Below are 13,317 nucleotides of genomic sequence, written 5' to 3'. Positions count from 1 at the left end.
AATTAAGCACCCGCCACAGATGATTCATCCTGTAAAGCTTTCTCGGCAGGAATATACTCATAGCCTAGATCTCTTGCTACAGCTTCATAGGTCACGTGTCCGTTAGCGGTGTTTAAACCCGCTCTCAGTGCCGCATTGTCTGTGAGCGCTTTCACTGCCCCTTTGTTCGCGATTTGCAGCGCGTATGGAACAGTAACGTTAGTCAGGGCGATTGTTGATGTACGAGGGACTGCGCCTGGCATGTTCGCTACAGCATAATGCACAACCCCGTGTTTTTCATATGTTGGCTGATCATGTGTTGTGATATGGTCGACAGTTTCGACGATGCCGCCTTGGTCGATCGCTACATCAACAATGACTGAACCGGGTTTCATTTGTTTTACCATTTCCTCAGTGACAAGAGTCGGAGCTTTAGCACCCGGAATTAATACCGCGCAAATGAGGAGATCCGCTTCCGCCACAGCATCAGCAATATTGACCGGATTAGAAATTAACGTTTTAATCTGATGGCCGAAGATGTCATCAAGCTGGCGCAAGCGGTCTGCGTTTAAGTCAATGATCGTCACATCTGCACCGAGTCCGACAGCCATTTTGGCCGCGTTTGTGCCGACAACGCCTCCTCCGATAATTGTTACTTTTCCGCGGGAAACGCCAGGCACCCCGGCAAGCAGAATGCCTTTTCCGCCTTTAGGCTTTTCTAAGAATTGAGCGCCGATTTGCGCCGCCATTCTGCCCGCAACCTCTGACATTGGCGTCAGAAGAGGCAATGTCCGGCCTTCACTGACCGTTTCATATGCGATGGCAGTTACTCCTTTATCCTTCAAGGCCTGTGCAAGCTCAGGCTCAGCTGCTAAATGAAGGTACGTAAACAGCACAAGTCCTTTGCGGAAATAAACATATTCTTCCGGCAGCGGTTCTTTTACCTTCATGACCATTTCGGCGTCCCAGACCTGTTTCGGATCAGCAATGATTTCCGCTCCTGCTGACTCATAGGCTTCATTTTCAAATCCGCTTCCAAGGCCCGCGCCTGTTTCAACCAGCACCCGGTGGCCGTTTGAAATGAGCTGAGAAACGCCCCCGGGTGTTAATGCGACACGGTTTTCATTGTTTTTTATCTCTTTAGGAACCCCTATGATCATATCTGTCTCCTCCTGTATCCTGTGATATTTTTAGTGTAGCTTGATATTTTGGAAAATTCTTTGTTTGATTAAGAAAATAAAAAAACATGGATTTGTGAAATTTCACAAATCCATGTGCCGAAGTTTGATATCTAAATAGATGGTGAATTTTTGATTCACATTTTTCAAATCAATTTCAGCGATCTGGCTGATCCGCTTGAGTCGGTAATTCAACGTATTAACGTGTATATTTAACAGCTTGGAAGCGGTATTCACGTTGCTGTCCGCTTCAATAAAGCGCTCTAGCGTCTCTACCAGATTTGACTGGTGATCCCGGTCATATTGTTCCAGTTTGGAAAGCGAGTAATTATAATGGCCCGCCTGTTTCCGTTTTTCATATAAGACATCTAAGTATTGATAAATGCCTAACTCAGAAAAGCTGAAAAGATGTTTGGTCTCTTCAGTGAACCGTTCCTTCGTTTTTAAGACGGACAATGCTTCCTGATAGGAGCGGGAGACAAAAGAAATAGAGTTGTATATTCCGCCAAAAGCGATAGAAACGTCTTCTATTTTATACCGCTCCTTCAGCTGTTTTTGCGTACTTAAAGCAAACTGTTTTAAATCTTGAAAAGGATGATCTGTTTTGGGTGAGGTTAATATAATAAGTTCATTGGAATCTACGGTCGCCAGCAGCACGTAAACCTGCTGGGTCGTTTCCTGTAAATATTGCAGCTGCTGTTCGATTTTTTCAGTCAGCTCACCATTTATGCGGATGATCATAACGGAAAACTCTGAAGGAGCGGCCATTCCAAGCTTATGGAACCCATCCGCCATATCATCCTCCTGATGGATGTGTCCGGTCAGCATTTTCCAGAAAAATTCTTGGCTGCGTTCTTCATTTTTCGTTTTTCTGATTTGAAGTTTGAGAAGCTTGTTTTTCACTGCTTTTGCTGCCATTTGCAATGTCAGCAGATCTTCATCGGACAATGTTTTTTGGATCTCAAGCGCCCATATGAAGCCAAGCACTTGATTGTTTTTCCAAATCGAAATAGCGACGCGATTGCTCAGCCCGACTTCATCAATTTGCTTGACTCTGATCGGCTGGTCCGTTTTTAAGAGAGCTGGAATTGTCCCATCTTTCCACAACTTGTTAATCACCTTCTCCGGTACCCTTCTGCCAATAATGGTAGACGTCCGGGCAGGGTCTGTGCAGTCGCTGTGTGTACTGTAGGCAAGCAGCTTGTGGTTAACATCCTCTATGGTGATCGGGCACCGCAGAACGTCGCTGATATGATCAGCCACATCTTCAAGTCTGTCAAAACTATATTTAAACGGATCATTCGGCATGGTCATAAATCTCCCTACTTTTCGTGCTTGATTTCTCTTTGACATCTCATCCCCTTCCTTTTATTATGATTGTTGTTGTTTGTGAAAATCAACAACAAAGAACAGAAGCAAAAAAACAATTTCATGAGAGAAACGGTCTTTATACATTTGGCGGTGTAATCGCCTTTTTGCAGGACAGTTGTATGCCTCATATAACGACAGCTTATCCTATTAATCTTCTAAGAAAGTCATCGGAGGCGAGACTAATTAAGGAAAGAAAAAACTGAACCTTTCAGAAATGGTGCTGTAGCATCAAATTTTCTGAAAGGTTTTTTTTGGGAGTTGGGGAGTTATTTGGGTCTTTTGGATTATTCGGAGAATGCAGAGGAGAGTAAGAAAATAAACCTATTTACTTTACAGTATATGTCATTTTTAAGTGATTCGGGGTAAACCATTGGACTCATTTTGTAAAATTAAAACATATTTGTTTGACTATGCCGAAAAACTGTTTTTATAATAATGACGTTCTAAAAATAAGTGAATTAGCCCATATTTAGGCTGATGGCACAGGAGGTAATGAGGAATATGGCAGGATTAATTCGTGTCACACCCGAAGAGCTAAGAGCGATGGCGAAGCAATACGGCGTTGAAAGCCAAGAAGTATTAAATCAGGTTGATCGTTTAAACCGAATGATCTCTGATTTGAAAAGCATGTGGGAAGGTGCTTCAAGCGAAGCGTTCGCAGATCAATACGAGCAGCTCAAACCTTCATTTATCAAAATGTCAGATTTGCTTCAAGATGTGAATCAGCAGCTTGATCAAACAGCAAATACACTTGAGTCTACTGACCAAGACATCGCAAATCAAATCCGCGGATAACAGTATGAAAGGGAAGGAGCGCCTGATTCAAAAGAAGACGGCGCTCTTTCTATGTAAGGGTGATCCTAAATGTATATTGATATTACAATAGATTTGAAACATTATAACGGCAGTGTCTTTGATCTCAGATTGTCAGATTACCACCCGGTGAAAAAAGTAATTGATATTGCTTGGCAGGCCCAAAGCGTATCTATGCCTCCGCGCGAAGGGCACTGGATCAGAGTGGTGAACAAGGATAAGGTGTTTTCCGGAGAATGCAAGCTGTCTGATTGCGGCATTACAAACGGAGACCGGCTTGAAATATTATGAAAGGATCTGGTTGAATGTCAGGTAAACAAAAATCATATTTAGAAAACCAATTAGAAGCTGTTGCCGAGAAAACAGATGCCGGCTATACATTTACCTTTCAACGGGAAAAAATAAAGCTTCTCGACGGTCTTGAAGCTAACGTGATCAAAGATATAAATCCATTTTTTCATAAAGAAATCGATGTGACGGATGATGAAGTAATCATCACAATCCAACCTCCCTCCTCCTATAAAGCATTCCGCTTCATGAAAGCTAAGGATAAAAAAAGTAAATGGCAGTTTGCCTATCAGCTTGTTCAAGCCGTACAGCAGCACAATCTGTCTAGGCTGAATTTGATTGTCGCTCCTGAAAACATTGTATTCGATAAAGGGCTTACGCCTTATTTTCTCCATTATGGAGTAAAAGAAAGCATTCCTCCTTACGAGCGTGATGAGGAAAGAGTATGGCAGGAGCTGAAAGCGGCAGCGGCTTTGGCAGTTGACGGCGCTTTTGCGTTTGAAGACTACCTGAAATTCAATGAAACGCTGACGTTCTCCGCAGAGGCAAAGGCGATATTAGATGCTGAATCCTATGATGATTTGCTCGAGCTGATTCAAACCCATATTGATGAGCTCGAAGCCAAAGCAAAAACATACATACATATCCCGAGAAAGAAGTGGAACATCCAGCGATATATCGGCCTGGGGCTCATTGTTTTGCTTGTACCGGCACTTATTTATTCGATGTACGCCTTATTTTTCGCGCAGCCAAAGCACCAAGCGATAGTGGACAGCAATCGTGCGTTCTTAAACAAGCAGTACAGTGAAGTCATCAGCACACTGTCCAAGTACGATGCGGAAAGCCTGCCTGAATCGGTGCAGTATCAGCTGGCGACGTCCTATGTTGAGGTCGAAAACCTGGGGAGTGCAAAAACCAAAAATATAGAAAATAATTTAGTCACCCTTCAATCAGACCCTCAGCATTTCTTATATTGGATTGATTATGGTCGAGGAGAATACAAAGAAGCGATCAGTATCGGCCGCAAGCTGGAATACAATGATTATATTTACTTTGCCCTAGCTAAATATAAACAGCAGCTTTTATCTGAGGATACAAATGATGAAGATATACAAAAAGAACTTGATTCAGTAAATAGTGAGCTTGAAAAAGCGCAAAAAGAACGTCAAGAAAATAAACAGTCTAATTCTGAAACATCGTTAGTCGATACAAGCGAAGAACAGACACAAACAGACGAAGAAAAACAAGCAGAAGAGAAAGCGGCCGAAGAAAAAGCCGCAGCCGAGGAAAAAGCGAAAAAAGAAGAACAGAAGAAAAAAGAAGACGAGAAAAAAGAAACAGAAAAGAAAGATGAGAAAAAAGATGACAAATAACGTGAGACATGAAGCGCAGGTCATCGCATGCTGCCATTCGGCCGTAAGGGGGTTCGCCATTTGAGTCTATTATGGGTTTTTTACCAAAATAACGTTCAAAAATTAAATCTGTCTAACCTCCCGTCGTCTCATCCGGTGACCATAGGGCCTGATGTGAAGGATTCTGTTACGATCAGCTCCATTCCATTTAATAGCGGAGTCATTTCTCTTCAAAGAAAGGAATCCGGCGGCCAATACGAAGTTTTCCTGGGAAATGATTGTCTCGGCACGATTGAGACGGATATATCATTTACTCTCCAAACGGATCAGCAGGATATACGCTTGATATTGACGGGCAGTGAACCTGAGAAATCCGTTTATTTTACGGGAAATCGGGATGAAATTGTATGTTCCTCAGAAAAAACGAATGCAGATATTTATCTGAATCCGCAAGATTTTGCATTTGCAGAACAAAGCACGTTTTCTTTGCTTCGTGCAGGCGGCAGCTGGTCGGTCCGCCCTGAAAGCGGAACGATCTTCTTGAACGGAGAGAAAATCAACGCCAATACGCCGCTCAAGCCGGGGGATGAAATATTCTGGAACTTCACGCAAATGAGGGTGACGGAACAAGACCTTTTAGAAATTGTTCATTATGCCCAGTTTGAAACAGCGTTAACAGAAACGGTCAAACCGAGTACAGAGATGCAGAAAAAATATCCGCAGTACAGAAGAACGCCGCGGATGGTATACGATCTGCCGGATGACCGTGTTTCTTTCAGTTTTCCCTCTCAGGAGAGCGATCAAACCAACAGAGGGCTGTGGCTCGTCATCCTGCCTCCGCTTGTGATGCTGATCGTGATGGGCGTAGTTGCCATCATCCAGCCGCGCGGCATATTTATACTCGTTTCTTTGGCCATGTTTATGATGACTCTCATTACCTCGACAGTGCAATATTTCCGGGATAAAAACCAGCGGAAAAAACGCGAGGAAAAACGGGAGCGTGTATATAAGCTTTACTTAGACAATAAGCGGAAAGAGCTTCAGGCACTTGCTGAAAAGCAAAAGCAGGTTCTTGAATTTCACTTTCCCTCATTTGAACAAATGAAATACTTAACAAGTGAAATCAGTGACCGGATCTGGGAAAAATCACTTGAAAGCAAGGATTATCTCCAGCTGCGGCTTGGGACGGGAACAGTTCCGTCAAGCTATGAAATCAATATGAGCGGCGGAGACTTGGCGAATCGTGATATCGATGACCTCATGGAGAAATCGCAGCACATGCAGCGCGTCTATAAAGATATCCGCAATGCGCCGGTGACGGTCGATTTGGCAGAAGGTCCGATGGGGCTTGTCGGTAAATCACAAATTGTGAAAAATGAGATTCACCAGCTGATCGGACAGCTGTCGTTCTTTAACAGCTATCACGATTTGCGTTTTGTATTTATTTTTCATGAAGATGAGTATAAAGACTGGGAGTGGATGAAGTGGCTTCCGCAATTTCAAATGCCCCATATTTATGCAAAGGGATTTATTTATAATGAGCAAACGCGAGATCAGCTCCTGTCTTCACTTTACGAATTGATCAGAGAGCGTGATCTCGAAGATGACAAAGAAAAACTGCAGTTCAAACCGCATTTTGTATTTGTCATCACGAATCAGCAGCTGATCTCCGAGCATGTCATTCTCGAATATTTAGAAGGACAGCATGAGCATCTGGGCATCTCGACAATTGTCGCTGCGGAAACAAAGGAAAGCTTGTCGGAAAACATTACAACCCTTGTCCGCTACATCAATGAGCATGAAGGCGACATTTTAATACAAAAGAAAAAAGCGGTAAGAATTCCGTTCCGTCTCGATCATCATCAGCGTGAGGACAACGAACGGTTTTCACGCACACTGCGGACGCTGAACCACCAGGTCGGCATTACGAATTCCATTCCGGAAACGGTATCGTTCCTGGAGCTTTTTCATGCGAAGGAAGTAAAAGAAATCGGCATTCAGCAAAGATGGCTGACAAGTGAATCGTCGAAGTCGCTGTCAGTGCCGATCGGCTATAAAGGGAAAGATGACATTGTGTATCTGAACCTTCACGAAAAAGCACACGGTCCGCACGGCTTGCTTGCGGGGACAACGGGATCAGGGAAAAGTGAATTTCTCCAGACCTACATCTTGTCACTTGCAGTGCATTTTCATCCGCATGAAGCGGCTTTCTTACTAATTGACTATAAAGGCGGAGGAATGGCGCAGCCGTTCCGTAACATTCCCCACCTCCTCGGCACGATCACAAATATTGAAGGAAGCAAAAACTTCAGTATGCGTGCGCTTGCTTCCATTAAAAGCGAGCTGAAAAAAAGGCAGCGTCTGTTTGACCAGTATCAAGTCAATCACATCAATGACTATACAAAGCTATACAAGCAAGGGAAAGCAGAAGTGGCGATGCCTCACTTGTTCTTAATTTCTGATGAGTTTGCCGAGCTGAAAAGCGAGGAGCCTGATTTTATCAGGGAGCTTGTCAGCGCCGCGCGTATCGGACGAAGCCTCGGCGTTCATTTGATTTTGGCGACACAGAAGCCAGGCGGCATCATCGACGACCAGATCTGGAGTAACTCGCGCTTTAAAGTAGCGCTCAAGGTCCAGGATGCCACCGACAGTAAAGAAATTTTGAAAAACAGCGATGCCGCAAACATTACCGTAACAGGCCGCGGCTATTTGCAGGTCGGAAACAATGAAGTGTATGAGCTGTTCCAATCTGCATGGAGCGGGGCGCCTTACTTAGAGGAAGTCTACGGTACCGAGGATGAAATCGCGATCGTTACAGATACGGGTCTGATCCCGCTTTCTGAGGTTGATACCGAAGATATCGCGAAAAAAGACGTTCAAACCGAAATCGAAGCTGTAGTTGACGAAATTGAACGCATCCAAGATGAAATGGGAATCGAGAAGCTGCCAAGCCCTTGGCTGCCGCCGCTTGCGGAACGTATTCCGCGCACTCTTTTCCCTTCAGACGAAAAAGACCATTTCCACTTTGCGTATGTCGATGAACCTGATCTGCAAAGACAGGCGCCAATTGCTTATAAGATGATGGAAGATGGAAATATCGGCATCTTCGGCTCTTCGGGCTACGGAAAATCGATTGCAGCCGCAACGTTCCTGATGAGTTTTGCGGACGTATACACACCTGAAGAGCTTCATGTCTATATCTTTGATTTCGGAAATGGAACGCTGCTGCCATTAGCGAAGCTCCCGCATACCGCGGATTACTTCCTGATGGACCAGTCAAGAAAAATTGAAAAGTTCATGATTCGCATCAAAGAAGAAATTGACCGTCGTAAACGTTTGTTCCGGGAAAAAGAAATCAGCCACATCAAAATGTACAATGCGCTGAGCGAAGAAGAGCTTCCGTTCATTTTTATCACCATTGACAACTTTGACATTGTCAAGGATGAGATGCATGAGCTTGAATCGGAATTTGTCCAGCTTTCCAGAGACGGACAAAGCTTGGGTATCTACTTTATGCTGACAGCAACGCGGGTGAATGCTGTCCGCCAGTCATTGTTAAATAACTTGAAAACAAAGGTTGTCCATTATCTCATGGATCAATCAGAAGGATATTCCATTTACGGCCGTCCGAAATTCAATCTTGAGCCGATTCCGGGACGCGTCATCATTCAAAAGGAAGAGCTTTATTTCGCGCAAATGTTCCTGCCTGTTGACGCCGATGATGATATCGGCATGTTCAACGAGCTGAAATCAGACGTACAGAAACTTCAAGGGCGATTTGCTTCAATGGAGCAGCCAGCACCGATTCCGATGCTGCCTGAGAGCTTGTCTACGAGAGAATTTTCTATCCGCTTCAAGCTGGAACACAAGCCTTTATCTGTACCGATCGGGCTTCATGAAGAAACAGTCAGCCCAGTCTATTTTGATTTAGGCAAGCATAAGCACTGCCTGATTTTAGGCCAGACTCAGCGTGGGAAAACAAACGTCTTAAAAGTAATGCTCGAACATCTGATTGATGATGAAACTGAAATGATCGGCCTGTTTGACTCGATTGACCGCGGCTTATCTCATTATGCGAAGGAATCAGATGTTTCATATTTGGAAACGAAAGAAGATATTGAGCAGTGGATTGAAACAGCAGAAGACATTTTCAAAACTAGAGAGGCCATGTATGTAGAAGCCGTCCGCCAAGGAGACGCACAAAATCTGCGATTCTCACAAGTGGTGCTGATGATTGACGGGATAACGAGATTCCAGCAGACGATTGATACGAGAATACAAGACCGTCTCGCTAACTTCATGAAATCATACGCTCATCTTGGGTTCAGCTTTATCCCGGGCGGAAATCACAGCGAATTCTCAAAAGGCTATGACTCCTTGACGACTGAGATGAAGCAAATCCGCCACGCGATTCTGCTGATGAAAAAGTCTGAGCAAAATGTCATTCCTCTCCCGTACCAAAGACAGGAGCCTGAGATTCAGCCGGGCTTCGGATATGTTGTGGAAAACGGGAAGGAGCAAAAAGTTCAAATTCCTTTATGTTCTGCTGAAAGGGAGAGTGCTAGATGACAGAACAACGAAAAAGCTTGATCAAGTTAATATCCGCCGTCATCATCATTTTGCTGCTGCCGGTTTTGTTTTTCCGATTTATCGGAGACGATCCGACGAAAAAAGCAGTCAATTCCACCCGGCAAATCGCGGTGGTGAATGAAGACACAGGCGTATTGAGTGATGAGGTAAAGTCTGATGAAGAGGACAAATCCGCCCAGTTCGGCAAGGAAGTAGCGGCCGTTCTGGGTGAACGTCCTGATTATTCGTGGACGGTCGTAAACCGAAGCGCGGCCGAGACCGGTCTCGCTTCAAAGAAATATGATGCGATCGTCTACATTCCCTCAGACTTCTCAAAAAACATTTTGAGCTATGACAAAGACCATCCTCAAAAAGCAACGCTCGAATTCAGCATTCAAGATAACCTGAATGCGGTTAACAAAGAAAAAGTTCAGCGGGAGCTTGAGGATGCCCAAAAGACAATGAACAAAAAAATGTCGGCCTTATACTGGAACTTTGTTTCGCAAAAAGTGGACAACATCAGAGGAGAATTTGACAAGATCGTCAATAAAGAATCTGAATTCCAGAATGTCATGTACAACTTTTACAAACCAAGCTCTAATGATTTAGCAGGTGAAATCAAACAGCAAAAAGACTTAATCGATGAGCTGAAGAAATCAATGAATGAAGCGCAAGGCACGACAAAAGAAAAAGCTTCTACAGCGGAGGAAGCTAAAAACACGTTGAAAGAATTCATTGAAACAGTTGAAAGATACAAGGAATATCAAGAAAATCAGAAAAAGCTGCTTTTGGCAGCCCAGGATTCAACACAGCAGCAAATCCGGACAGGTCTGGATGCCATCCAAGCACAGCAAAAGGCGAATCAGTTCAGCGAACGCATGAGCGGATTGGCAACTGGGATCAGCCAAGCTAAGACACAGCTCGGACAAACCAGTAATGTGCTGGCAAACGCCCAGCAAATTAGGGAAGGCCAAGTGTCCCAGCAGGAACTTGGCATGGCAAAAATCCAAAGTAATTTAATCGAACAATATCAGGCCGCATCAAGACAGGCTGCATTAAATCAGGTGTATGAATTGCTTGTTCCGGCACGTCAGGCATTGACAGTTGCGAAAGGGGACGACCCAGTCATAGACGATGGTTCTGACAACAATGATAAAGATAAAGACCCTAAAGAAGAAGATCCTGAAGAACTCAAAATTGATCTTGAAAAACAGCGTGAAGAACTGAAAAATATCGCTGCTGATATTCAGGATATTTCAGACAATCTGAAGGAGCCTGAAAAAGAGGACCCAACACCGGAGGACCCGGGTACTGAACCAGACGATCCGTCCACTGATAATCCAGAAAAACCTGATGACGGGGGCAGTACAAATCCCGATGATACACAGGGCGACACAGGGAATGACAATAACAGCAGTGATACCGGTAATGACGGACAAACGGACGGCAGTACTCAGGATCAAGACCAGCAGAAGGGAACAGACGGTCAGGAGCAGAACGGCGATGCCTCTGATGGTGCGTCCGACAGCGGACAAACCGAAACGGGCACATCTGCCGAACAGACTGCATCTTCTGATTCAGCCCTTCAATTTATCAAGCTGGCAAATGAAGGCGGAACCGGAGATTCAGGAGATACCGGTAGCGGCGGAGATACGACGGAGCCTGGGGACCAAGATCAACCAGGAAACGATGACATTTCTGATATCGCCAAAGCAAAAGAACAGCTCAGCAAAGCGTCAGAACGAATTAAGCAAATCGAAGAAGAGCTGAAGGAAAAAGAAAATACACATAATGAAGCACTGAAGAAGAAGCTTCAAGAATTGAAAGAGCAAATGGACGATCTAAATGATGAAATAGATGATCTCAAAGACCAAGTGAAAACACTCGATGATAATCTCAAAAGACTCGAAGCGAAACGGAAGCGGGAGTTTGAAGGGATTTACAGTGCGATTCGCGAGCTTGAAAATAAAGATCAGCTTCAATTTTCAGGAGAAATCAATACAGAAAGCATCTCCGCTTTAATGAGATACTATAAATATCTATCTGTTTATGATTCTGTATTATCCGGTACGATTGACAGTGCTGCAAAAGCCGGCGCTATTGACGGCCAGCAGGGCAACGTCAAATCAGTCCTGGCTCTCTCACCTGAAGAATCAGCCAGCTGGGAAGATCTCAAAAACAACACGATGCAAACTGATGAAGATATTAACAGCTTCATCGACGGCATGACCAAATTTGCGGACGACTACAGCGGCTATATCCGTGACTCTCAAGCAGGTGTTCTCGACGAACTGACGAAAATCTCTGAAAGTGCCGCAAAAGCGTCAGAACAGCTTGTAACGGGCGCAACACAGGAATCTGCGACGTTCAGCAACGATGGGCTGTCTGGTACCATGGCACTGAGTGTCCAAGATACGGTCGGCCAGGAAGTGCTGCAAATGTCAGACATGATGGGTTCATTGTCTGATCGCCAGTCCGGCATCATTGATTACACAACCAACATGCAGCAAAGCGTCAATGATGTTCAAGCGAAAGCCGACACCTTAAACAACAACTGGGGGAAAAATGTCGCCTCCACGAAACTCGTGCGCAATGACGTATACGGCATACTCGGAAACACATTAGTAGACGGGCAAAACAATGGCTATGTATATGATTACTTAGCGAATCCGCTTAAAATCAGCGGAGAGGTTCCGGAAGAAAAAATTCAGACGGTACCGCCGGTTGTCATCCTTGTCATTGTGTTGATCAGCAGTCTGTTAATCGGCTATTTCAGCTCGTATTACCAAAACGCACCGCTTCTCGTCAAAGGAGCGTTATTCGGAATTCTGAATATCCTTGTCGGACTTATGATCAGCTTGTTCGGTTTGAATATTTATTCACTGCCGGACGATCAGACGATTAAGTGGTCGGTGTTCACGATTCTATTGCTGGTCGCAAGCTCTGCCTTCATCCGGACGGCATTCAGATTCGGATCAATCCCTGGCTGGGTTGCTTCAGCGGCAATGATCCTATTCTATGTCGCACCGCTTATTGATTTGATCATGCCGAACTTTACATTTGAAGATCCGGTTTCGAAAGTATATATCGACATCCAGTACGGTACTGGGCACTTGTTTACAATGGGAATAACAGTTCTGCTGATTATTACGGTGATTGCCGCGGCTCTGCCGCTGATTATCCGGCTGATGGCTGAACACACAGCAGAAAGCGATGAAACGTATGAAGCGTGATCGCAGCATGGAAAAGGGGATCATGATTTGTATGCTCTCCTTTTCCCTTTTCATACCCTCTGCAGCTGCTGCCCAAACTGAAGAAAATACAGATGTCGCGCCAAACCAGTATGAGAAAAAAGACATCGAAATCGATACGAATTATTTGCATGAAGATACCTACTATGAAGAAAAAACAGAACTGCCTGAGGAACAGAAGGATATCACTTTTGATAAACCGAAGGACAAGGACGCCGAGCTGATAAAAGATTTGTTTACATCAACAAATGCCGAGGATTCCAACACGATTGCGGCCCAGTCGAAACAGCTTGGAATTACATTTGCAGAAAAACCAATAACAAAGACATCATCAACGGAAACAGAAGATGAACAAGAAACATCATCATTGCTGCTGCCGATGATCTATGTCGTACTGATCCTGCTCGGAATTGCAGGCATCGTGTTCCTCATCCCAAAAGTCACAGCGCAGGAAAACAAGAAGGCGTAGGCCGCGTGCTTGTGTTGTGTAAAAGCGGTGCCGTACAATAATAACGG

General features: G+C 44.5%; 8 protein-coding genes. 6 read left to right on the top strand and 2 right to left on the bottom strand.

All coding sequences use genetic code 11. The features are described 5' to 3' along the window. Positions 1-2 precede the first annotated feature (2 nt). Positions 3-1,139, bottom strand: coding sequence for an alanine dehydrogenase (ald, locus tag ACZ07B_RS12445; RefSeq protein ID WP_032726798.1), 1,137 nt, complete (start codon positions 1,137-1,139; stop codon positions 3-5). A gap of 102 nt (positions 1,140-1,241) precedes the next feature. Next, positions 1,242-2,510: a sporulation transcriptional activator AdeR gene (gene adeR, locus ACZ07B_RS12440; RefSeq protein WP_064911644.1), complete on the bottom strand. Its 1,269-nt coding sequence runs from the start codon at positions 2,508-2,510 to the stop codon at positions 1,242-1,244. A gap of 519 nt (positions 2,511-3,029) precedes the next feature. Between adeR and ACZ07B_RS12435 the strand changes: the two genes are divergently transcribed. The 6 genes from ACZ07B_RS12435 to essA all read left to right on the top strand — a co-directional run bounded on the left by ACZ07B_RS12435 (position 3,030) and on the right by essA (position 13,270). Further along, a complete protein-coding gene (locus ACZ07B_RS12435; protein WP_003220661.1) occupies positions 3,030-3,323 on the top strand; it encodes a WXG100 family type VII secretion target in 294 nt (97 codons plus the stop codon). A 69-nt stretch (positions 3,324-3,392) separates the two neighbouring features. Further along, positions 3,393-3,632 carry an ESX secretion system protein YukD gene (yukD, locus tag ACZ07B_RS12430; RefSeq protein WP_003228763.1) on the top strand — a complete coding sequence of 80 codons (240 nt, stop codon included), beginning with the start codon at positions 3,393-3,395 and terminating at the stop codon, positions 3,630-3,632. A 14-nt stretch (positions 3,633-3,646) separates the two neighbouring features. Next, positions 3,647-5,002 (top strand): type VII secretion protein EssB, encoded by a 1,356-nt coding sequence (gene essB, locus ACZ07B_RS12425; RefSeq protein ID WP_024573120.1) that lies wholly within the window; start codon positions 3,647-3,649, stop codon positions 5,000-5,002. A gap of 60 nt (positions 5,003-5,062) precedes the next feature. Further along, the gene (essC, locus tag ACZ07B_RS12420; protein WP_464877242.1) at positions 5,063-9,550 is read left to right on the top strand and encodes a type VII secretion protein EssC; all 4,488 of its coding nucleotides are present in this window, start codon (positions 5,063-5,065) and stop codon (positions 9,548-9,550) included. Further along, on the top strand, positions 9,547-12,783 hold the full coding sequence (esaA, locus tag ACZ07B_RS12415; protein WP_464877241.1) for a type VII secretion protein EsaA: 3,237 nt from the start codon (positions 9,547-9,549) through the stop codon (positions 12,781-12,783). The genes essC and esaA overlap by 4 nt, the downstream gene beginning before the upstream one ends. Before the next feature lie 31 nt (positions 12,784-12,814). Further along, positions 12,815-13,270, top strand: a complete 456-nt coding sequence (gene essA / locus ACZ07B_RS12410; RefSeq protein WP_015251327.1) for a type VII secretion protein EssA — start codon at positions 12,815-12,817, stop codon at positions 13,268-13,270. The last annotated feature ends 47 nt before the right edge of the window (positions 13,271-13,317 follow it).

The organism is Bacillus sp. 9.4, from assembly GCF_055486415.1.
Note: the sequence above shows the minus strand (reverse complement) of the source record. Positions and strands in the feature narration are given on the sequence as shown.

Coding starts and splice junctions, on each gene's coding strand:
- ald (WP_032726798.1), bottom strand. CDS start 1,139: ATGATCATAGGGGTTCCTAAAGAGATAAAAAACAATGAAAACCGTGTC.
- adeR (WP_064911644.1), bottom strand. CDS start 2,510: ATGTCAAAGAGAAATCAAGCACGAAAAGTAGGGAGATTTATGACCATG.
- ACZ07B_RS12435 (WP_003220661.1), top strand. CDS start 3,030: ATGGCAGGATTAATTCGTGTCACACCCGAAGAGCTAAGAGCGATGGCG.
- yukD (WP_003228763.1), top strand. CDS start 3,393: ATGTATATTGATATTACAATAGATTTGAAACATTATAACGGCAGTGTC.
- essB (WP_024573120.1), top strand. CDS start 3,647: ATGTCAGGTAAACAAAAATCATATTTAGAAAACCAATTAGAAGCTGTT.
- esaA (WP_464877241.1), top strand. CDS start 9,547: ATGACAGAACAACGAAAAAGCTTGATCAAGTTAATATCCGCCGTCATC.
- essA (WP_015251327.1), top strand. CDS start 12,815: ATGCTCTCCTTTTCCCTTTTCATACCCTCTGCAGCTGCTGCCCAAACT.